General features: G+C 53.7%; 22 protein-coding genes. 10 read left to right on the top strand and 12 right to left on the bottom strand.

Going from position 1 to position 21,876, the window contains the following annotated elements:
* Positions 1-119 precede the first annotated feature (119 nt).
* Positions 120-1,061 (top strand): NAD(P)-dependent oxidoreductase, encoded by a 942-nt coding sequence (locus ACXI0A_RS24085; protein WP_476146595.1) that lies wholly within the window; start codon positions 120-122, stop codon positions 1,059-1,061.
* A 4-nt stretch (positions 1,062-1,065) separates the two neighbouring features.
* On the opposite strand, the gene glsB is transcribed toward ACXI0A_RS24085, so the two are convergent.
* Entirely contained in the window at positions 1,066-1,992 is a 927-nt protein-coding gene (gene glsB / locus ACXI0A_RS24080; protein ID WP_476147146.1) for a glutaminase B, read from the bottom strand.
* A gap of 264 nt (positions 1,993-2,256) precedes the next feature.
* On the opposite strand from glsB, the gene ACXI0A_RS24075 reads away from it, so the two are divergent.
* Together ACXI0A_RS24075 and clcA are read left to right on the top strand one after the other, a co-directional pair.
* The gene (locus tag ACXI0A_RS24075) at positions 2,257-2,604 is read left to right on the top strand and encodes a cupin domain-containing protein (RefSeq protein ID WP_476146597.1); all 348 of its coding nucleotides are present in this window, start codon (positions 2,257-2,259) and stop codon (positions 2,602-2,604) included.
* Between the two features lie 100 nt (positions 2,605-2,704).
* Positions 2,705-4,108 carry a H(+)/Cl(-) exchange transporter ClcA gene (gene clcA, locus ACXI0A_RS24070; RefSeq protein WP_476146599.1) on the top strand — a complete coding sequence of 468 codons (1,404 nt, stop codon included), beginning with the start codon at positions 2,705-2,707 and terminating at the stop codon, positions 4,106-4,108.
* Here clcA and ACXI0A_RS24065 read toward each other — a convergent pair.
* Complete coding sequence (locus ACXI0A_RS24065) at positions 4,105-5,301, bottom strand: L-talarate/galactarate dehydratase (RefSeq protein ID WP_476147147.1); 1,197 nt, start codon at positions 5,299-5,301, stop codon at positions 4,105-4,107. The two genes, clcA and ACXI0A_RS24065, sit on opposite strands and share 4 nt — an antisense overlap.
* A 200-nt stretch (positions 5,302-5,501) precedes the next feature.
* On the opposite strand from ACXI0A_RS24065, the gene ACXI0A_RS24060 reads away from it, so the two are divergent.
* Positions 5,502-6,515, top strand: a complete 1,014-nt coding sequence (locus ACXI0A_RS24060) for a substrate-binding domain-containing protein (protein WP_476146601.1) — start codon at positions 5,502-5,504, stop codon at positions 6,513-6,515.
* A gap of 93 nt (positions 6,516-6,608) precedes the next feature.
* Positions 6,609-7,073 carry a heme-degrading domain-containing protein gene (locus ACXI0A_RS24055; protein WP_224932755.1) on the top strand — a complete coding sequence of 155 codons (465 nt, stop codon included), beginning with the start codon at positions 6,609-6,611 and terminating at the stop codon, positions 7,071-7,073.
* A 220-nt stretch (positions 7,074-7,293) separates the two neighbouring features.
* On the opposite strand, the gene ACXI0A_RS24050 is transcribed toward ACXI0A_RS24055, so the two are convergent.
* From ACXI0A_RS24050 to ACXI0A_RS24030, 5 genes are all read right to left on the bottom strand, one after another.
* Positions 7,294-8,607, bottom strand: a complete 1,314-nt coding sequence (locus ACXI0A_RS24050) for a c-type cytochrome (RefSeq protein ID WP_476146603.1) — start codon at positions 8,605-8,607, stop codon at positions 7,294-7,296.
* A 2-nt stretch (positions 8,608-8,609) separates the two neighbouring features.
* A complete protein-coding gene (locus ACXI0A_RS24045) occupies positions 8,610-10,379 on the bottom strand; it encodes a GMC oxidoreductase (protein WP_476146605.1) in 1,770 nt (589 codons plus the stop codon).
* Between the two features lie 18 nt (positions 10,380-10,397).
* Positions 10,398-11,126, bottom strand: a complete 729-nt coding sequence (locus ACXI0A_RS24040) for a gluconate 2-dehydrogenase subunit 3 family protein (RefSeq protein WP_476146607.1) — start codon at positions 11,124-11,126, stop codon at positions 10,398-10,400.
* A gap of 274 nt (positions 11,127-11,400) precedes the next feature.
* Entirely contained in the window at positions 11,401-12,225 is an 825-nt protein-coding gene (locus tag ACXI0A_RS24035) for a TIM barrel protein (protein WP_476146609.1), read from the bottom strand.
* A 17-nt stretch (positions 12,226-12,242) separates the two neighbouring features.
* Positions 12,243-13,256, bottom strand: coding sequence for a substrate-binding domain-containing protein (locus ACXI0A_RS24030; protein ID WP_476146611.1), 1,014 nt, complete (start codon positions 13,254-13,256; stop codon positions 12,243-12,245).
* A gap of 456 nt (positions 13,257-13,712) precedes the next feature.
* On the opposite strand from ACXI0A_RS24030, the gene ACXI0A_RS24025 reads away from it, so the two are divergent.
* The 3 genes from ACXI0A_RS24025 to ACXI0A_RS24015 all read left to right on the top strand — a co-directional run bounded on the left by ACXI0A_RS24025 (position 13,713) and on the right by ACXI0A_RS24015 (position 16,279).
* Positions 13,713-14,891, top strand: coding sequence for a Gfo/Idh/MocA family oxidoreductase (locus ACXI0A_RS24025; protein ID WP_476146612.1), 1,179 nt, complete (start codon positions 13,713-13,715; stop codon positions 14,889-14,891).
* 8 nt (positions 14,892-14,899) lie between these two features.
* Positions 14,900-15,841 (top strand): TIM barrel protein, encoded by a 942-nt coding sequence (locus ACXI0A_RS24020; protein WP_476146614.1) that lies wholly within the window; start codon positions 14,900-14,902, stop codon positions 15,839-15,841.
* An 87-nt stretch (positions 15,842-15,928) separates the two neighbouring features.
* Positions 15,929-16,279, top strand: a complete 351-nt coding sequence (locus tag ACXI0A_RS24015) for a helix-turn-helix domain-containing protein (protein WP_476146616.1) — start codon at positions 15,929-15,931, stop codon at positions 16,277-16,279.
* On the opposite strand, the gene ACXI0A_RS24010 is transcribed toward ACXI0A_RS24015, so the two are convergent.
* Entirely contained in the window at positions 16,276-17,121 is an 846-nt protein-coding gene (locus ACXI0A_RS24010) for an MBL fold metallo-hydrolase (protein WP_476146618.1), read from the bottom strand. The two genes, ACXI0A_RS24015 and ACXI0A_RS24010, sit on opposite strands and share 4 nt — an antisense overlap.
* A gap of 128 nt (positions 17,122-17,249) precedes the next feature.
* On the opposite strand from ACXI0A_RS24010, the gene ACXI0A_RS24005 reads away from it, so the two are divergent.
* Positions 17,250-18,143, top strand: coding sequence for a LysR substrate-binding domain-containing protein (locus ACXI0A_RS24005; RefSeq protein WP_476146620.1), 894 nt, complete (start codon positions 17,250-17,252; stop codon positions 18,141-18,143).
* Here the strand turns inward: ACXI0A_RS24005 and ACXI0A_RS24000 are convergent.
* Entirely contained in the window at positions 18,124-18,576 is a 453-nt protein-coding gene (locus ACXI0A_RS24000; RefSeq protein WP_476146621.1) for a GNAT family N-acetyltransferase, read from the bottom strand. The two genes, ACXI0A_RS24005 and ACXI0A_RS24000, sit on opposite strands and share 20 nt — an antisense overlap.
* A gap of 218 nt (positions 18,577-18,794) precedes the next feature.
* Between ACXI0A_RS24000 and sfnG the strand changes: the two genes are divergently transcribed.
* Complete coding sequence (sfnG, locus tag ACXI0A_RS23995; protein ID WP_476146622.1) at positions 18,795-19,883, top strand: dimethylsulfone monooxygenase SfnG; 1,089 nt, start codon at positions 18,795-18,797, stop codon at positions 19,881-19,883.
* A gap of 2 nt (positions 19,884-19,885) precedes the next feature.
* Here sfnG and ACXI0A_RS23990 read toward each other — a convergent pair whose 3' ends face one another.
* The 3 genes from ACXI0A_RS23990 to ACXI0A_RS23980 form a co-directional block, all read right to left on the bottom strand.
* Positions 19,886-21,076, bottom strand: a complete 1,191-nt coding sequence (locus ACXI0A_RS23990; protein WP_476146624.1) for an MFS transporter — start codon at positions 21,074-21,076, stop codon at positions 19,886-19,888.
* A 130-nt stretch (positions 21,077-21,206) separates the two neighbouring features.
* Positions 21,207-21,515, bottom strand: coding sequence for a CcdB family protein (locus ACXI0A_RS23985; protein WP_476146626.1), 309 nt, complete (start codon positions 21,513-21,515; stop codon positions 21,207-21,209).
* A 2-nt stretch (positions 21,516-21,517) separates the two neighbouring features.
* Positions 21,518-21,757: a type II toxin-antitoxin system CcdA family antitoxin gene (locus ACXI0A_RS23980; protein WP_476146628.1), complete on the bottom strand. Its 240-nt coding sequence runs from the start codon at positions 21,755-21,757 to the stop codon at positions 21,518-21,520.
* Positions 21,758-21,876: the final 119 nt, after the last annotated feature.

Below are 21,876 nucleotides of genomic sequence, written 5' to 3'. Positions count from 1 at the left end.
AACTCAGGCTAATTAAGAAAAAATTCGCACCTTTTGAAAAAAGTCACTTTACGCGCTGCATTTGTTAACCTTAATGCAACCTGATGAGAACAGTACGGAAACATGTAAACGGAGATCTAATGAAAATTGTGATGCTGGATGGTGATACGCTGCCGCAACCGCCGATACGCCCGGAATGGTGCACGGTATGGGACTTTCGCGGAACAACTGCGCAGCACGAAATTGCCACCGCTTTGCGGGGTGCGCAGATTGCCATCACCAACAAAGTGCCGCTGCGTGCTGAAACACTGGAGCAGTTGCCAGATCTGCGCTACATCTGTGTTGCGGCAACGGGCTATGACTGTATCGATTTAGACGCTTGCCGTGAACGCGGCATCGTGGTCAGCAATGTGCCCGGCTACTCCACGCGCAGCGTCTCCGAAGGTGTGATTGCCTCATTATTCGCCCTGCGTCGCCATCTGGTGGATTACGCCAACAGCACGCGCGCGGCCTGGCCTGCATCGTCGCATTTCTGTGTGCATCGTCAGCCCATTCAGGACATTTTTGGTGCGACCTTAGGGATTGTCGGCAAAGGCGACATCGGCAGCGCGGTGGGGGCGATGGCAGAAGCGCTCGGTATGACAGTCCTGTACGCGGACCGCAAAGGTAGCGCCGCACCGCGCGCAGGTTATGTTCCGTTCGAAGAGGTGCTGGCACGCAGCGATGTGTTGACCTTACATTGTCCGTTAACGCCGGAAACTCAGCAGCTGATCAATTTGCAGGCGCTGGCGCAGATGAAACCGTCAGCCTGGCTGATCAACACTGCACGCGGAGGGTTGATCAATGAAACCGAACTGGCGCACGCGCTGCGTCAGGGAGTGATTGCCGGTGCGGCGCTGGATGTGCTCAGCAGTGAGCCACCGGCAGCCGATCACCCGCTGTTGCAAGCGGATGTCCCCAACCTGCTGCTGACCCCGCATATCGCCTGGGCCAGCCAGCAGGGAGTGACGAATCTGTTGCGCGGCATCGAAGCCAATTTGAACGGATTTGCTCAGGGCAATCCATCGCATGTGGTGAGCTAAGCGTTTAAAAAATCGAGCGACCCAGTCGCTCGGTAAGTTTCTCCAGCAGCGCGGTGCCCGCCAGAGAGTTGCCGGAGTGATCCAATGCGGGCGACCACACCGCGATACACATCTCCCCCGGAATGACCGCGACAATGCCGCCGCCCACGCCCGACTTCGCGGGCATTCCCACACGCCAGGCGAACTCGCCAGCACCGTCATACATGCCACTGGTCATCATCAACGCATTCACCTGACGCGCCTGACGCGGTGAAATCACGGCCCACTCATCGTGCTGGCTGCGGCCTTGATTGGCGAGATAGAGGAAGGTGCGCGCCAGCTCTTCACAACTCATCGAGAGTGAGCAGTAATGGAAATAGGTTTCCATCACTTTGCTGACATCATTGTTAAAATTGCCAAATGATTTCATCAGCCAGGCAATCGCGGCATTGCGGGCTGAATGCTCGTATTCAGAGCGCGCAACCACACGGTCATAGTGAATATCGTTTTGCTGTGCCAGACGACGCACAATCTCCAGCATGCGCTGACGTGGTGCGGTCAGGCGGCCTTCCAGCAAATCGCACATCACCAGCGCACCGGCGTTGATAAAAGGGTTACGCGGCTTGCCCTGTTCCAGCTCCAGCTGCACCAGCGAGTTAAACGCCTGTCCGGAAGGTTCTTTGCCCACGCGCTGCCAGATCTCGGCATCGTCATAGAGCGTCAGCGCGACGGTCAGCGACAACACTTTGGAGATCGACTGAATGGAAAAACGTGTGGAAGCATCACCGGCCTGGAAGTGCTGCCCATCCGGCGTGACAATCGCAATACCGAGTAGATCGGCGTCGACACTGGCCAGCGCAGGAATATAATCCGCCACTTTGCCCTGGCGCGTTAACGGCCGAACTTCAGCGACAATTTCTTCCAGCAATCCATTTGTGAGTTCTGACACCAGATGGCTCCAATTTTCTTGTTATTCCGTTTCAAATACGTTTGCGGCGTGTTTCATAGCGCGCATCTGCAGTCATGAAGCCGCTATCAGCTGCGCAATAAAGAGTATGGCAATCGAATTGCGGTAGTAGAGACAGCATGATCTTTAAGGCCAGGATCATGGTGATTTGCCCTTAACTCGTCAACGGGCGACGTAAAATTCTGTGAGCCTTCCGGGTGGAGCCTGCGTTACAGTGCATAAATCCAGCAAAAACATCGGGCTTACATCATGTTCACCAATCTGTTGCGTGATTTTCCGTCAGCGGCGCAAACCGGCAGCTCCGAAACCTTCGAAGCACTGCTGTCACAACCCAATGTACTGATTGAACGTATTGTTTCAACCGGACAGGCCAGTCCGCCGGATTTCTGGTACTGCCAGACGCAAGGTGAATGGGTGATGATTTTACAGGGATCGGCCGGATTACAGTTGGAAGGTGAAAGCGAAGAGCGCACACTGTTACCCGGCGATTTTATGGATATTCCAGCGGGCTGCCGCCATCGCGTTAACTGGACCGACATCCAGGGCCCCACGGTATGGCTGGCGGTGCATTACAGTGAACTGCCCACCCAACCGTAAAATTCTGTTGCTAATGATTGCGTTACGCGATGGCCAGCTTTGGCTATGCTGACGGCTTTTCGTCGCGGGAAATGCGGCGCTGATGTAATTGAGGATCTGCATGTCTGTTTCGCAAAATGCCACTCAGCCTGAGAATGCGATGCGCGCCGGGCGCTTTATGCTGCTGCAAAAGCTGTTGAGTCGCGATAAAACCCCCGTGGCTTTATTGTTGCTCGCCGCACTGGTCGGTGTGCTCACCGGTTTGGTTGGTGTGGCTTTTGACCGCTCGGTCAATTTCATCCTGCATTTACGCCTCAACTGGCTGGAAAGCGCCGTCACGCACCCGATTTTAAAAGTCCTGTGTGCTTTTCTGGTCGCCGCCATTCTCGGCGCCGTGGGCTACTTTCTGGTGCGGCGATTCGCGCCGGAAGCGGGCGGTTCAGGTATACCCGAAATCGAAGGGGCACTGGAAGAGCTGCGTCCTGTGCGCTGGTGGCGCGTGCTGCCGGTGAAGTTTATCGGCGGTATGGGCGCGCTGGGCTCGGGCATGGTGTTAGGGCGTGAAGGGCCAACCGTGCAGATAGGTGGCAATATTGGCGGCATGTGTCTGGATCTATTTCGCGTCAAATCATCTGAATCCCGTCACACCTTAATCGCTACCGGGGCGGCGGCAGGATTGTCGGCGGCGTTCAATGCGCCGCTGGCCGGCATCCTGTTTATTATCGAAGAGATGCGTCCGCAGTTTCGCTATAGCCTGATTTCAATTAAAGCGGTGTTTGTCGGCGTGATTGTCTCCAGCATCGTATTTCGGTTGTGCAACGGTAATGAAGCCATCATCAACATCGGCCAGTTACGCGATGCGCCAACCAACACGCTTTGGCTCTATTTGCTGCTCGGCATCCTTTTTGGCGGCTGCGGCGTGGCATTTAACCGCCTTATTTTTCTCGCGCAGGATCATTTTCAACGTTTGCATCAAGGTCGCATCACCGCCTGGGTAATGTGGGGCAGTGTGCTGGCGGGATTGTGCGGTGTGCTCGGGTTATTTCTGCCGGCGGCGGTGAATGGCGGTATCACGCTGATTCCCGACTTCTCCGCGGGAAGTTACAGCGCTTTGGCGTTATTCGGTCTGTTCGCTCTGCGCACGCTGGTGACGATCTGCTGCTTCTCTTCAGGCGCGCCGGGTGGGATCTTTGCGCCGATGCTGACGCTGGGCACCTTGCTCGGCACCTGTTTTGGTCAGCTGTGCATTCACTGGTTCCCAGGCTACCAATTGGAAGCTGCGACCTTTGCCGTGGCGGGCATGGGCGCACTGTTTGCCGCTTCAGTGCGCGCGCCTTTAACCGGCATTGTGCTGGTGTTGGAAATGACCAACAACTATCAGCTGATTCTGCCGATGATCATCACCTGTTTAGGCGCAACGCTTGCCGCGCAATTCTTTGGCGGCAAGCCGCTGTACTCTTCCATTCTGGCGCGCACGTTGGCTAAGGCTCAGCTCAGCGGTCACGCCAGCGCAAAGACACACTAAGGACGTTTACCTACGCTGTGTGTCAGCGTGGTCCAGCGTCGCGCCTGTTCGCTGAGACTGAAGCCCAGGCCGTGGCGATCGGAGATCAGCATGCGGCCTTCGCGCAATTCCAGTTGCTCATTGAACAGCGGGTTGAGCCACTCAAAATGCTCAAGCCAGGGTTCGATCGGATAGGCGGCGGCGAGATGAATGTGAATCTCCATCGCGAAGTGAGGAGCCAGTTTACGCCCATGACGTGCCGCCAGATCCATGATTTGCAGGAACGGCGTAATGCCGCCAACGCGCGGCGCATCCGGCTGCACAAAGTCGCTGGCATTACCCAAAATTAATTGCTCATGCTCGCGGAAACTGGTGAGCATCTCACCGGTGGCAATCGGTGTGTCCAGCGCGGCAGTCAGCGCAGCGTGGCCTTCCACGTCATAAGCATCCAGCGGTTCTTCAATCCACACCAGATTGAACTGTTCCATCTTACGGCCCATGCGAATCGCCGTTTCGCGATCCCATTGCTGATTTGCATCCACCATCAGCGGGAAATTATCACCCAGCGCCTGACGCACTGCCGTGAGGCGATGTAAGTCTTCTGCGGTATTCGGTTGGCCGACTTTGAGTTTGATGCCGCCAATGCCATTTTCACGCGAAATCCCCACGTTCTCGATCACCTGGTCAAGCGGCGTATGCAGGAACCCGCCCGAGGTGTTGTAGCACTGCACGGAATCACGATGTGCGCCGAACAGTTTCGCCAGCGGTAATTGGGCACGCCGCGCTTTCATATCCCACAGCGCAATATCAAAGGATGAAATCGCCTGCACCGCCATGCCGCTGCGGCCCACCGACGCGCCTGCCCACAGCAGTTTGGTGTAAATCTTGTCGATGTCATTTGGGTCTTCACCGATCAGCGCATCGGCAATTTCACAGGCATGGGCGTAAATGCCCTGGCCGCCAGCGCGTTTGGAGTAGCTAAAGCCGATACCCTGAAAGCCGTCACGCGTTTCGATCTCTGCTACGATGATCGCCACTTCGGTCAGCGGTTTCTGGCGCCCGGTCAGCACTTTGGCATCGCTAACCGGCGTGGCCAGCGGCAAAAATGCCAATGACAGATTGACCCAAACGATACGGTCACCGCTCTCAGTAGCGTTACCGGCTCCCGCTGTTTTGGCATAGCTTACGGCACTGGAATTCACACTCGACATGATGTTCTCCTATAAATGATTGCGCTAACATTTTTGGTTCGAAGCAGACTATGCGCCAATATCAAAGCTCAATAATGCATTCACGATCACAAATTGGACAATCAGTGAACTTAAATGATAGCCCTAACATTTATGACGTCCTGCGCTGGATTTGAGGTTACGGCCTGCTATGCTAGCGCTATCTGCCTCTATCCTGAGCCGCCATGAAACAACGCAATCCCGAGCGCAACGCTGCTCCCACGCTGGAAGATGTCGCCCGCGTCGCGGGAATCTCGCCGATGACGGTGAGTCGTGCGCTCAATTCCCCGCATCAGGTGCGACCAGCGACCGTCGCCAAAGTGAAGGCGGCTATCAGCGCCACAGGTTACATTCCAAACGCGCAGGCGGGCAGCCTGGCGAGCAATCGCAGTCGGCTGATTGCCATAGTGGTGCCGCAAATCAACAACAATATGTTCGTGGACACCATTCAAAGCCTGAACGACAGCCTGAGTGCGCGGGGCTATCACATGCTGTTGTGTGTCACCGGTTACGAGGCAGAAACAGAAGCCGAAACCGTCTCCACGCTGCTATCCCGCCGACCTGATGGCATTGTACTCACCGGTATTCATCACAGCGCGCAGCTGAAAAAAGTGTTGTTACAGGCCAACGTCCCGGTGGTTGAAATCTGGGATATGACGCCCACACCCATCGATATGCTGGTGGGTTTTTCCCATGAAAAGATCGGCGCCCGCGTTGCCGCTTACCTTGCCGAGCGCGGTTATCAAAAGCCGGGTCTGATATGGACGGATGACCGCCGCGCACTGCAACGTAAACAAGGCTTACTGGATGCGCTAACGGGATTGGACATTAACCCGCTGGTCGACATGCCCGTACAACTTCCGGCGCTGATGGCTCGTGGCCGTGAAGCCTGCTCGCAACTGCTTGATCAGCATCCAGAGGTCGACGTGCTGGTATGCAGTTCAGACACGCTGGCGCAGGGCGCGTTAATGGCGGCGCAGGCGCGTGGTTTAAACATTCCACAACAGGTGGCGGTGATCGGTTTCGGCGATCTGGATTTTGCCGCGGCAAATTATCCGGCGATTACAACAGTGCGTATCGATCGGCAGCGTATGGGCGAGCTTGCTGCAGAGCAATTGCTAAAGCGCCTGCAAAATCAAAGGGTAGAAAATCCGATTATTGATATGGGATTCACCATGGTGCCGCGCGATTCTGGTTAACCCACGTTGAACTGCGATCTTCATCACATGCGAAAAATATGTTCCATGTTATAAAAAGTGGAAAATAAATTTCATATTGAGAGGATCCTATCAATGTCTTCACTGCCTTCATTAGAAACTCTGCTACAACAAGAGGCTGAGCATCGTCTGCCACAGTTTGATTTCGATCTGGCGTGGCAAATTGGTCAGGGCATTCAACAGCGTGGCCGCGAAATAAATGCACCCATTGCTATCGAAGTCTATGCATTCGGGCAGGTGCTGTTTCTGGCCGCATTACCCGGTTCCGCTCCCGAAAACCTTGAGTGGATGCGCCGTAAACGCAACACGGTGCTGTTGACCGGCCACTCTTCGATGTACGTGGGGTTTGCTAATGAGCAGAAGGGCGAACGTATGGCGCAGCAGCGCAACATTCGCCAGGAAGATTACACTGACCACGGTGGCTCTTTCCCACTGCTCAGCCCGCAGGGCGCGATCATCGGTGCCGTCACTATCAGCGGGTTACCCTCCGAAGACGATCACGCATTAGCGCTGTGGGGAATTACCCAACTGCTGCGCTAATCCCGCCCCTATGAGTGACGTCAGCGTGCACAAAACTGGGAAGCCGGTTTATCGAAATTGCCTTCAGGTTTAATGACTGTTGGATGAGGGGAGTGATACAGAAAGCCTGCTGTAAGTGAACACCTGAGCGGCGCAAAAGTTGAAGTGAACCCCAAAATTTTGCGCCGCTATTCATCACACAGAAAGGAATAGCGGCGCATTTATCACCTACAAGAAGCCGTTACTTCATTGCCGGCACTTTAAGCTTGTCCCCCGCATCCGTGGCTTTGCGCAGCACGGCCACATCGCTGGCTTTTACCTCGGCTGCTTCGTTACCCCACGAATTACGCACATAGTTGAGTACATCGGCCATCTCTTGATCGTCCAACTTCCACGAGAAGGCGGGCATGCCAGCAGACGTGGGTCGTCCTTCAGTGTGCGGCGCGCGTGCGCCATCCAGCATTGCGTGAATCATGTTGGTCGGATCGTTCTGCATCGCGTTATTACCGGCAAAGGCCGGCACCATTCCGGTGATCCCTTCGCCCGACAATCCATGACAGGCTGAGCAATCCACCTCATAGCGAAGCTCGGCCCGATCGTGTTTCGCCTTATCCATCACGAACGCAGTCGGTCTGACCGTGGATGAGGCCGGCAGGCTGCGCAAATAGGTGGCAATGGCTTTGAGATCCGGCTCGCTGAAATACTGCGTGGAATGTTCGACCGCTTCGGCCATCGGACCGGCAGCCACACTTTCACCGTTGGAGCCGGTTTTCAGGTAATCCGCGATCTGTTCATCACTCCACTTGCCGATGCCTGCATGAGGATTGGGAGAGATGTCGGGTGCATACCAGGTGCCCAGGTTGCCGCCTTGCAGATACTGGCTGCTGATCTCTCCTCCCAACGCATTACGCGCGGTGTGGCAAACGCTACAGTGCGCGGGACCGTCCACAATGTATTTGCCTCGATTCCAGGCATCGTTCTGGGCGGTCTGGGGATTAAAGGCACTGTTATCAAAGAACAACAGGTTCCAGCCTGCCATTGCCAGACGAATGTTATACGGGAAATTCATGCCGGCATTTTCGTCGATGGCATTTTTAACGGGTTGTTGCGCGGAGAAGTAGGCCCAGAGATCGTGCATGTCTTCATCGCTCATCTGCGTATACGCGGTGTAAGGCATCGCTGGATAAAGGAAGCCGTGTTCGCCGCGCCCCTGGCGTACTGCATTAAAGAAATCGCGCTCCGTCATGTTACCGATGCCGGTTTCACGATCGGGGGAAATGTTGGAGGTTTGCAATGCACCAAACGGCGTGTCGATCTTGTAGCCGCCTGAGAAATCCGCATTGTGGCACGCCGCGCAGTCGGCGAGGCGCATCACATATTCGCCACGCTTGATGGCATCCGCATCACTGCTGTGAAAATCGGCCAGTTTGACCTTATCATCCGCCACATTGGAACGTGAGCTGTCCATCACCACCCACATTCTGCCGGTCACGCCAATTGCTGCAATCACGGCTAATGCGGCGAGGGTATAGGTGATTTTCTTTGCCTTCGCCATGATTATGCTCCCACCAGCGGTGCCGGATTATTGATGTACTTCTGGTGGATGGCTTGCGCCGCGCGCACCGCCAGCGCCCCCACAGTCACCGTGGGATTGTAACCGCCGTTATTGGGGAAGGCTGACGCACCGACCACAAACAGGTTGTGCGCATCCCAGCTTTGCAAATACGGGTTGAGTGCTGAGGTTCTGGGATCGGCACCCATCACCGCGCCGCCAATGGTGTGCGAACTGTGCTGCATATAGGGGTTCCAGCTTTTTTCGGCCTGGTTGTCGACCACGATGTGCTGGCCACCCACTTCTTTCATGATGTTGATCGCGCGGTCGGTCACGTACTTCGCCATGCGCTGGTCATTCTGGTTCCAGTCGAATGTCAGACGGAGGAGGGGTTGGCCGTGGCGATCTTTGTAGTTGGGATCGAGGTCGAGATAGGCTTCGCGCATTGGCATTGACGTGCCCTGGCAGAAGATGGTGCCCGCCGTTTGATAATCACGCGCATAACCGGCTTTCCATTCGCTGCCCCAGCGTTTTGTACCGGGACGCAAACCGTTCATATTCTGAATCGGGCGGCCATTGGTGGAGAAGCCCATGATGCCTGCGCCACCAATGAAATCGAGGTCGCTGTGATCGAAATTGTCGCCGTTAAAATCATCAATCTGCACCGCTAACGCGCCGCCACCGATAAACGGGTTCATGTATTCGTTATCGAAGAAGCCGGTAACGCTTGAACACGTCTGATAGTTGTAGTTTCGGCCAATGGTGCCGCGTCCGGTCAGCGGATCGTATTTCTCACCGACACCGGATAGCAGCATCAGGCGCACGTTGTCCATCTGGTAAGCGGTGAAGCAGACGACATCAGCAAGCTGGAAACCTTCTACGCCATCCTGAGTAATGAACTTCACGCCTTTCACCGTTTTGCCATCCTCATGCTTCACTGCATGCAGCACTTCGGTTTCGGTGAGCAGTGTGAAGTTAGGGCGGCGCATCAGTATCGGTAAAATGCAGGCCTGAGGTGACGATTTGGAGAAGTTGCCGCAGCCGTGAAAATCGCAGAAACCGCAATAGGTACAGGGGCCCATGCTGACGCCGAGCGGATTGACGTAAGCCTGAGACAGGTTACCAGCAGGCACGGTGAAAGGGTGATAACCCATGCTCTCGGTGGTTTTACGGTATTTGCTCATCCAGTGCGTGTCTTTAAGCGGCGGCGTCGGATAATCCCGTTTGCGTGCGCCCTCAAAAACGTTGCCGCCCGGGCGTTTGTCACCGTTCAGATTTCCAGCGTAGCCTGAGGTGCCAGCGATGCGCTCGAAGCGATCGTAAAACGGTTCCATCTCGTCGTAGGTTACGCCCCAGTCTTGCAGCTGCAAGCCGGCCATCTTTTTCGCGCCGTAACGTTCACGGGTCTGCGTTGCTACTTCAAAATCCCACGGGGTGAAACGCCACGACATCCCCGCCCAGTGGGTGCCTGCGCCCCCGACGTTCCAGCCAAATTGATACGCCGACCAGTTACGTACTGGCGCAGCAAGCTGGTCGCTGCGATTACGGAAGGTGGTGGTTTCCACGCTCATCGGCTGCAAAATTTTACGTCGCGTATGGAAACGAAGTTCATCGGCATCAATGGCCACCGGGAAATCGGTGGAGGTATCTCGCCATGCACCACGCTCAATGCCCACGACATTTAATCCGGCGCGGGTTAACTCTTCGGCCATCACCGAACCGGCCCAACCCATACCAACGATGACCACGTCAGCCTTGTTTCTTTCTAAAGTCATTGAATCAGCTCCGGCTCATTAATCGTTGGGGATCAGACTGACAGGAATAAGTGCCAGGTTTTCATTGCGACGTTCGATATAAGGACGATAATCATAGCGAGCGCCCGGGAAACCAATCATCTTCCAGCCCGCCATATTTTTATTGCCGCCGTAAATCGGATCCGCTAAATAACCTTCGCGAGCGTTTTGCAGCATTAATTCAAAAAAAGCCTGGCTGTTCACGTCTGTGCCTAAATCGATTTTTCCGTCTTCCATTTTCATGAGGAAGTCATCAACCTGCTCTGCATTTAATGCATGAAAGGAAGATTGATGATTTTTTTGTGCCCAGATTTCCAGTGCTTTCAGGCCGGTTAAATAACGTTCTTTTGGCGCAGAGAGGAACTGGGGGCTGCCCATCATTGCCTCTTCGTTTTCCGGATGTAACGGTGCCTGCAAATAGAGCGCAGCACCTGAGCCATAATCCCCCGCTAATTGGTTATCGAGGAACTCAATACAGCCTGCTTCACTGGCTGAAGGACCCAGTTTATCGGCAGGGATTAGACGATCAAAAATGGCTTGCAGATTCTGGCGATCCAGCGGGTTGGTGAGCACCTGGTAACCGTTTTGCCATGCGGGTTGTGGCAGATGGTCGGCACTGAGTCGGGTTTCCAGCGGCACATTGTGCAGCTCTTTGGCACGCAGTTGTGGTGCCACGGCAAGTGAGGCGACAATACCACTCAGCGAAAAGAGCGCTTCTCTTCGGTTCATACTTCTTTCCCTTAATCATTCCATCGATTGATGGACACGGCAGATTAATATTGACAGAGCACGACGTTCCGGACATTCAGACATAGGCCAACCACGCACCAAATAGCGCGCAGGCGTCCACGACGAATCCGCGTTCGTTATTATTGGTTCTCAGAAGGTATTCAAAGACGGTGCACGCCTATTGTTTATCAATATGCGCGCACCCAGGCTGGAGTTTTCCCGCCATTGCCAAATGTCTTCACGGATAACCCGTTATTCAGGTTTCCTTTATTATTTAATTAATATATTTATTCATATCATTGATACTGTGGCGTGCAATATCCCAGAGGTCATCTTCCCAGTTTTTGGGGCTGAGTAATTCCGGTGACCAGACGCCGTTATATCCTGTGGCTTTCACCGCGGCTACCCAAGCCGGAACATCGACATCGCCTTCACCTGGCGCGTAATTACGCTGCACCCATTCGTCCCAGGCTTCTCCCGGATGTGCCGCACGACCGTCACAGAAATGTACGCCGTAAATCAGATCTTTATCCATACGCGAGACCTCTTCTGGCGTGGTGCCGCCGCCAGCATGCAGATGCCAGAAGTCGACCACCACACCGAGATTGTCTTTGCCGCTTTGTTTGATCAGATCCAACGCGTGCTGCAGGGAATTGAAAGCGGTGAAAGCCACCACTTCGATCTGAAATTTGATGCCGTGTGGCTTGCCGATATCGGCGATAGCAGAGAGGTTCTCCAGCAGGATGGCATCGCGTGCGGCGTCTGGCAGATGATCTAATTCAGTCAGCGCCATAATTTGCACCACCGGACAGCGCAGTTCCACCGCCGATTGCACCACCTTTTCGGCTTCACGCAGCAGGGCGGCACGTTCTTCAGGATGGAAGCGACCAATACGTTTCAGGGCATTGATGCAGGTGATCTGAATCTGATACTTCGCCAGCAGCTCGCGGTATTTCGCGTAACTGCCGCCGTTGTCCAGATAGCGGTTCAAATGTTCAGGCAGAATCTCCAGTCCGCTGTAGCCTGTCTCATGGGCGATGCGCAACTGAGTAACGGCATTGCTGTACCAGACAGAAACACCATGCAATGACAACTTCATCTCTCCTCCTAGTTAACTCAGGGTTTCAGGTGAGAGCGTCGTATCCGCAATTCTCCCTGAGACCAAACACCACCTGGAGTGGCCTTTCCGTCAATCAGCCGGTTAAGGGCTTCAGTGACAATTAAATCCACGCGCTGACTGAATGTTGTCAGCTGCCAACTCGGTAAGCTGGCTTCGTCAATATCATCAAAGCCCACCACAGCCATAAAACGGTTACCCGCGTGCTCACGTAGCGCAGTCAATGCGCCGAGGGCGAGGATATCGTTCTCGCAAAACAGGGCATCAATCCGCTGCTGTGGCGCGTGTGAGTTGAGATAATCACTCAGCACCTCATAACTGCGCTCACGCGAATACACGCCCGTGGTGAGTAACAATTCCAGCGTCAATCCGGCCTGCTGGAGTGCCAGTTGCAGGCCATCCAGACGCTGAGTGTGATGGCTGCTGGTTTCCGGGCCCATCATATAGCCGATACGGGTGTAACCCTGTGCCAGCAGCAACTCGCCGAGCTGTTTTCCTGCGCGCAAGCCGTCAACGTTCACCACATCAATATCGGGCTCATCATTGTTTCGGCACACCTGCACCAGCGGAATTTGATGCATCTCTCGCGCCACGCCGATCAGTTCGTCCGTTAACACCGTGCCGAGAAACAGCAGGCCATCCACTTGTAGCTGATCGGCAAGTGTCAGCACGGCGCTGTAATTTTTTCCGCTACCAATATTCAGCAACAACGCCATATAGCCACGTTGCTGCAACTGCCGGGTTACCGTGTCAAGCATCAGCATGGAGTGAGGATTCTTCATCTCATCGATCACCACACCGATAATGTGCGTTTTCTTCTGCGACAGGCTGCGCGCCAACAGGTTGGGGCGATAGCCCAATTCTGCCGCAATCTTCACTATCTGCTCGCGCGCTTTATCAGAGATGGAGGCGCCCGGCGTGAAAGCGCGTGACACGGTCCATTTTGAGACGCCTGCAAGACGCGCGACATCACTCGCTGTGGCTTTGTGGGGCTTAATTGTTGGTTTACTCATAGCACCTGCGTAGGGATAAAAAGGCGGAGACCCTAGCATTGAACGTTAAAGCCAACTGAAAATAAACACCTAAGCGCAGAGATGTGATGCAAATGCCGTCAAATAACCCTGTTTTTATGATGTTACGATTATGTTTGATCTTTGCACCCGATTGCAATGAGTTTTGCAATCGGGTGCAAATTTAAGTGTATTTGTGATCTTTCTCGCTGAATTGCATTTTGCCACATTGACTAAAATGTCGGCATAGCTGACATTTTGCGCTATATAGCGCAAGAATCATCCTTGAATGGCTGGCTTCTTTAACTATTTGCACTCGGTTGCATCGTATCTGCCAGGGCTTTGCTGGCACAGCGATCCACCCTGGTGACCGGCAAAATAACAAGAATCAACAGTGACGGATCAGAACATCAACCCTCAACTCATTTTGCACCCGGGTGCAAAATTACAGGAATCTCTATGCTGAATGGTGAGAAAAGTATTCCGCGCCCACTTCGCTGGGCAATGATAGGCGGAGGTCGCCTGAGCCAGGTGGGTTATAAACACCGCTCCGGTGCCTTGCGAGATAATACGGCCTATCAGATGGTGGCTAGCGCATTTGATATTGATAGCGAGCGCGGGCGTGAATTTGGCGTCAATCTTGGCCTGGCACCCGAGCGCTGTTATGACAACTACCAGCAGCTGCTTAAGGAAGAGGCAAAGCGTGACGATGGGGTGGAAGTCGTCTCAATCGCTACCCCTAACGGCACTCATTTTGAAATCACTAAAGCGGCACTCAATGCCGGCATTCATGTGATTTGTGAAAAGCCGCTGTTCTTCACCAGCGCGGAGGCACAGGAGATTAAAGCGCTGGCAGAAGCGAAAAAGCTGATTGTCGGCGTGACATACGGCTTCTCCGGGCATCCTTTGCTGATGCAGATGCGAGCGATGATTGCCAACGGTGACATCGGTGAAGTCCGTATGGTGGAGTTGCAATACACCCACGGCTTCAGCGCCAATGACAGCGCCGATAAGTTTAGCGAAGCGCAGAAATGGCGTGTCGATCCGAAAATTGCCGGTCCCTCGTTTGTGCTGGGCGATATTTCGACTCACACCTTCTACATCTCGCAGCTGGTGCTGCCGCAGCTGAAAGTCAAATCGCTGCTGTGCGATCGTCAGAGCTTTATCCCCTCACGCGCGCCACTGGAAGACAACGCCATGGTGTTGATGCATTACGACAACGGCGCAGTAGGGCGCATGTGGGCATCATCGATCAATGCCGGTTCAATGGACAGCCAGAGCATTCGCATTATCGGTTCACACGCCAGTCTGGAGTGGAGTGATTACAACCCCGGCGAGCTGAAATACCAGGTACAAGGTCAGCCAAATCAAGTCATGCATCATGGTATGCCGTATCTACATGAAAGTGCACTGGCGGATGAGCGCCTTGGCGCACTGCACACCGAAGGTCTGGCCGAGTCATGGGCCAACATCTATCTGAAGTTTGCCATCGCCATTAGCGCGACGCAGCGTGGCGACCAGCACACGCTTGATAACCTGATCTATCCCGACATCAATGCCGGACTGGAAGGCGTGCGCTGGATCGAGAACTGCGTTCGTTCCGCCGACAACGGCGCGAGCTGGGTCAACTACCAATAAGGATTGCCATGAAACTCTCATTTTGTACCGATAGCCTGGGGCATCTGCCGTTTGAACAAATGCTGGATAAGCTGCTGGAATTGGGCGTATACGGCGTTGAGATGACGACGGGCGGTTGGTCTTCTGCGCCGCATTTACCGACAGAAGCGTTACTGGCCAGCGCCACGCAGCGTCAGAACCTGCTGAAAGCACTGGAAAGTCGCGGGATGTCGATTGCCGCCCTGAATGTATCGGGCAACCCGCTGGATCCCGGTGAACTTGGTCAAAAGCATAAACGCGATACTGAAAATGCCCTGGCGTTGGCGGGTGAGTTGGGGGTGAAGAAAATTGTCATGATGAGTGGGTTACCGCCTGCCAGCCCGCATGACACCATTCCTAACTGGATCACCTATACCGTGAGCTGGCCGCCGACACTGAAAAACTGCCTGGACTATCAATGGAATGAAGTGGCTATTCCTTACTGGCAAGGGCTGGTGGCGCGCGCGAAGCAGAGTGGGGTTGAGAAGTTTGCGCTGGAGAACTTCAGTTCCATGCTGGTGTGGAACCCGGAAACACTGTTCCGTCTGCGTAATGCGGTGGGAGACATGGTGGGACTGAACCTCGATCCTAGCCATTTATTGTGGATGGGTGCCGATCCGATCGCTGCAGCCCGGGCACTGGGCCCGGCGATTCATCACTGCCACGGCAAAGATGTACGAATGGAACGGGGTCTGGTCAATATCAACGGCCTGCTGGAGACCAAGCCGGTTGAAGATGTGGCAAACCGTGCCTGGAACTACGTGGCTGTAGGCTGCGGTCAGGATCTGCAGTGGTGGAAAGAGTTCTTCTCGGTGGTCCGTATGATGGGCTACAACGATTGGGTTTCACTGGAGATGGAAGATCTCACCATGTCGGTGGAAGCGGGCGTCACCTCATCAATTGCCGCGTTGAAACAGACCATCAGTCAGTAGGCGTTCAGCGCGGTGTGCCGCCGCGCTGTACATCCAGCATAAGCTGCCCGATACTTCGTATTTATACGAACTATCATGAGGCAGCTTATGCTGGAGAATCACCCGCAGCGCGATGAAATCCGTCTGGAAAATGTATTGGCCGCGCTCGGCAACCCGATGCGCATGAGCGTGGTTAATATCCTGGCGGATGGCGGTGATCATACCTGCGGATCGCTGCTCAAAGGCGTGTCCAAATCCACTTTAACCCATCACTGGCGCGTGCTGCGTGACAGTGGTGTCATCTGGCAGAAGCCTTCCGGCCGTGAAAATCTGTTATCACTGCGTCGTGACGATCTGAACGCGCGCTTCCCCGGGCTGCTGGAAGCCTTTCTTACAGCGACCACGCAGGATGATCTGACGCGTGGCACCGTCAACGACTTTCACAGCTCAGCGTCTTAATCAGTTTTTGGCCGCAGCAGATAACCGGAGTGCACATCACCCTCAATATAGCCAAATGCCGATGCGCCAAAATGCATGCCTGCTACCCGCGTTTTGTCCCTTGAAACCTGTTCGAGAATTGATTTGCGCGTGGCTTCGGCCAGTGCCGCATCGTTATCAAAGGAAATGGAAACCTCTGGTCGGGCTAACTGAATATGCGGGTAGTGCACAATATCGCCCCAGATCAGTAAACGCTCATCGCATGAATCAATCAGATATCCGGTATGGCCCGGAGTGTGGCCGGGTAAATTGATGGCCCGAATATCGGCATTGATGTTGTCCTGCTCAATCAGGTGCAGATTGGGCCGATAAGCATCCATCGTTCGACGCACCAGCAAGGCATTTCTTTGCGTTCGTTCGTTCATTGTTTCGAGTCTTTTGTCATCCAGCCAAAATGCCGCTTCAGCCGGAGGCAAATAGAGTTGCGCGTTCACGAAGGCGGGTTGCCCGTTGGCATTAAGTAAGCCACCAATATGATCGGGATGGCAATGCGTCAGCAACAGGGTATCAATGGCTTTGGGGTCAACACCCAATGCTATTAAGTTAGGCTGTAATTCCCCGCCAATATGATTGACGGCACCCATACCGCTATCGATCAGGATCGTGCGTCCTTCACCGCGAATCAGATAACAATAAATATGAATATCACCCGGCACATCGATACCCGATTGCTCTTGTATTGACTCTGCTACGGGGATATCAATGCCGGAGAGCAGCACCAGGCTGGCTTTCATAGTGCCGTCACTGATCGCCGTGATCAGATACTTGCCCACGCGCAGAGAGGAGGAGGGTTTACCCATCATTATCGCCTTGTTCATCATCGGAAGAGAAAACACTGTTTAATCATTAAGCTGCATTACCAATGAAATATTGCAGTGAACCGATGGGTGTGACTATCATCATTTTCGACTGAGTTGAGACCAAAATAGCTGTGGACATTAAATTACTGCGATCTTTCGCCACTGTGGCGCTGCTGGAACATGTCGGTCAGGCGGCGGAAAAACTGCATATCTCGGCATCCCCACTGAGCAGGCAAATCCAACAACTTGAGAGTGAGTTAGGTGTCACGCTGTTTCATCGTGAGAAAAAGCGCCTGCGGTTAACGGAAGCCGGGCGAAAATTTCTGGATGAGGTTACCCCTTTTCTGCAACACCACGCGCGTCTCGCCGATTACGGTCGCACCCTGACGCAGGTTGATATTGGACGATTGGATATCGGTTATGTTGAGGCGGCGATACACTCACGCATACTGCCAGAGGCGATTGCGCGGATTGATCAGATGAGAGGCATCGCGATACATCTGCACGCCATGCGTTCCAGACAACAGCGCGAACTGCTCGAGGAAAAGGCGCTGGATGTCACGCTGCTGCATACCCCTCCAGAAAAAGGCAACCTGTTTTCACAGAAACAAGTGCTGACAGAACCGATCCTGCTAGCGATGCCAAAAGCTCAGGCCATCGCAGCACCCACACCCGCTGATTTACAAAAACAACGCTGGATAGCCGATCACGCACAACTGAACCCAGCCGCCCGTGCACGATTGCTTGAGGCATGTGAACAAGCTGGTTTTCAGCCGGATATTACCTTCGAGGTGAGCGGGCCGATGGCTGCCCTGGCCTGCGTTGAAGCGGGGCTGGGTTTCACGTTCATTCAGCAAAGCCTAGCGAGTCGGGTGGCTGATACCGTTTCGCTGGTGATGCTGCCCTGGCTGCCGCTGGATATCACCTTATATGCCGTCTGGCGGAAGGACGATAACAGGCCGCTGATTCAGGATTTGATCTGCGCGTTAGAGAAGAGGAACACGCTCACTCAGCAGCGACAATGAGTTGTAGCCGATGCGTGCTGATCTCCTGATCCACTAAGCAATGAAAACCCGCCCGTTCATAAAATGAAAACGCTGTGCTGGGTGCATGGGAATTAATCAATGCAAAGTGGATTTCGGCATCCTTAATGATCTGTTGCAGTAACAACGTTCCCAGCTTCATACCGCGATAGCGTTGAGCCAGATAAAGATGACGAACCCTGCCAGCCCGACAATTCGCCATAAATGGGTCCTGGTTCAAGCCGCCAACGCCAATCAGTTCATTGTCTGAAAACAGCCCCAACAGCTTTTCGCCGGGAAGATCGAAACGATTAGTGCCGTTTCGCCAGTTGTCATCGAGCCTGCGAAGCATATTAAATCCCAGGTACATGCTCTCTGCTTTTAATTGCGAAAAGCCAGGGATATCCGGGGTGATTTTTTCAACGCGAAGATTCAATTTACACTCCTGCAACAGTTGCAATTGCAGCGGATGATCAACAACTGCTGTGGTATGTGCAACTTCTCGGCTGTTTAGTATCGCTCTCATCTTAATAAAATCAATCGATTAAGCATCACACAACTCTGGCACAGCTACTGCATGACCCTCTATATATCGAAAGGATTGGAACGAACAAAAATTCATGCTTTTAGGCTATATATCGACAGGAGAAGCCGATGTCTGAACAGAACCCCCTGCAGTTTGCTTACTGGGTGCCCAATGTGTCCGGTGGATTAGTGATCAGTCAGATTGAACAGCGCACGCGTTGGGACGCGGAGTATAACCGTGAACTGGCAAAAATCGCTGAGAAGGCAGGGTTCGACTATGCCCTGACGCAGATTCGATTTACCGCTGGTTACGGTGCTGATAACCAGCATGAATCGGTGACCTTTTCGCAGGATTTGCTGAGCCACACCTCAAAGCTCAAAGTGATTGCCGCGCTTCTGCCCGGCCCATGGAATCCCGTGCTGGCCGCCAAGCAGATTGCTACCATCAGCCATCTTTACGGTCCACGCATTGCCGTTAACATTGTCAGCGGCTGGTTCCGCGGAGAATTTAAAGCGATAGGCGAGCCCTGGCTCGATCATGAAGAGCGTTACTTAAGGTCAGAAGAGTTTATTCGTTGCCTTAAAGGTATCTGGCGCGAAGGCAGTTTCACCTTTGCAGGAGATTTTTATCGATTCCGCGACTACGCGTTAAAACCTAAACCCCTTTCACCCTTACCTGAAATCTTCCAGGGCGGCAGCTCACGTGCAGCGCGTGATATGGCGGCGCGCGTTTCGGACTGGTATTTCACTAACGGCAATACGCCTGAAGGTGTGCGACAGCAAGTTGATGACATTCAGGCGAAAACAGACACCAACGGACATCAGGTTAAAATCGGTTTAAACGGATTTGTCATCGCACGTGATACTGAGCAGGAAGCCCAGGCTGTATTGCAGGAAATCATCGCAAAAGCCAATCCGGATGCCGTTAAAGGTTTCCAGTATGAGGTGAAAAACGCAGGAAGTGCGTCACCAGAAGGTGAGGGCAACTGGGCAAAATCGTCGTTTGAAGATCTGGTGCAGTATAACGACGGCTTTAAGACCAATTTAATCGGCACCCCGCAACAGATCGCCGAGCGCATCATAGCGTTGAAGCGCGCAGGCGTCGATTTGCTGCTGCTGGCATTTCTGCACTTCCATGAGGACGTCGAGTTCTTCGGCCGCGAAGTGATTCCGCTAGTGCGTGAACTCGAACGTCAGGAGAGTCGGATATCGGCCTGACATCAAATATGGCGGGCGCGGCCCGCCAGTAGCGCCATCACCATCTGAACCACGGTGACCGCCAGCAGCATGATCAGCGGCACCAGCCAGTTGCCGCTGGCATCGTGCAGCATGCCGAAACACAGCGGGCCAAGTGCTGCTAGCCCGTAACCGACACATTGCGCCATGCCGGAGAGTTTCGATGCCTGGCGATGATCCTGGGTGCGCAGATTAAACAACGACAGGCTGATCACCAGCGATGCGCCCGCGCCAAGTCCAGCCAGAATCAACCACAAAAGCGACCATGACGGCAGCAAAAGCAAGCCGAGCACTGCAGTAAAAATCAAAGATGAAGCGACAAAGCCAATGGCACGCTGGTCACGCAGCCGCTTCAGGGCGCTCATGCAGGCGAGATTGGAGACAATGGCAACAATCTGATAGACGAACAGCATGCCGCCCGCTTCAATCTGACTGATGCCGTTGTCTTGCGCAAACGGCGTGAACCAGCCAATCAGGGTATAAAACAGCAGTGACTGACTGGCCATAAACAGCGAAACCTGCCAGCCCAATGCCGAACGCCAGGGCGAGCGCGTCACGCTGTGGGTTGCTGCCGCGTGAGTTTGCGGACCCGATTTTTTCAGATAAGGCAGCCAGGCGAACAAGGCGATAAACGCCGGCACTAACCACACCGCGAGCGACAGACGCCAACCCGCTGAGCTGGCCTCAGCCAAAGGCACCGCAATGCCCGATGCGATACTGGCTGAAATCCCCATCACCATCGCATACAACCCGATGTAGCGCGCTGTGTGCTCGGTAAAGTCACGCTTGATCAGTGGCGGCAGCAATACGTTGGCGGCAGCAATACCGGAGCTCAGAATCAGCGTGCCCGCCCACATGGCGTTTTCACTGCCGGAAATGCGCAGCAGCGACCCCAGCGTGATCAGCAGCAGTGAGCCCCACAAACTGCGTTCCAGACCAAAACGATTACCAAACCAGGCAGCAGGCGGTGCCAGCGTAGCAAACATCAGCAGCGGTAAGAAGTTGATCACGCCGGCAGCGCTGGCGCTCAGTCCAAAACTGGCGCGGATATTTTCCAGTATGGGTCCGGTGGCTGTAATTGGCGTGCGCAGATTGGCGGCAGTAAGCAGCAAAAGAAACAGGAAAAAACCCGCGCGTCGCAGGGCAGGATTTTGGGCAATAGCGGTATGGGACATATTTGCGCACCATAGAGTTGAGGCAGAACGATTCTGCATATGGTGCGTTGATTGACGTTAACGCTTACGCAGCAGTTCATTTCCGCTGAGAGGGGGGAATACTAGCGAGGGACGTTTGACATGTAAAGTTTCAAAATCCATCAAAGATAAAATCAATAGAATCTTTGATTCGCTGGCGGTAAGGGCGGGCATCCATCACTTGTTTCCCTAACAGAGACGCAGGCACGCTTGCCATTTCATGGGTCATGACGAGATAGCCTTCTCCCTCAATTTCGATAACAGGATTAAGCCGTTTTACCTGACCAGCCTGAAGTCTATTCATGGGATACAAGGGAATCACAATACGCGTCGTGAGCTCATCAATGATATCGCTTTGGACATCGACAAGGTAAGGGTAAGCACTTTTTTTACTGGTGTTGTTATAAATCATGTACTGCATTATTAGAACGTCCTGTATTCATCCGATAATAAACCATGCTCTTCGGTGATGCGGTTCAGTTCCTGTAAACCGGCACTATTTTCTTTTTTCCATTTTTCTGAAGCTGCTAACCGTATTTCTTGTCGCAACGCTTCAGTCAGAATCGCTGATAAGTTTAAACCGGCATCTCTGGCTTGTTGCAAAAGCATCGGTTCGACGGTAACGCTGACAGTTTTTTTCTGTTTAACACTGGTATTAGGCATAAATCCCCCGTGTTGAGTACACGTGTTGCAATGTGGGTGAGTATGTATGAAAACGCAATTGCCATCAATCTTACAAAAATAGGCGTTGGTGACTTGCCTCTCCCTCCATCCGCGTCCAC

It is taken from the genome of Pantoea sp. C1E2 (assembly GCF_056491465.1).
The sequence above is the reverse complement of the archived record's forward strand: the minus strand, read 5'-3'. Positions and strand labels throughout refer to the sequence as shown.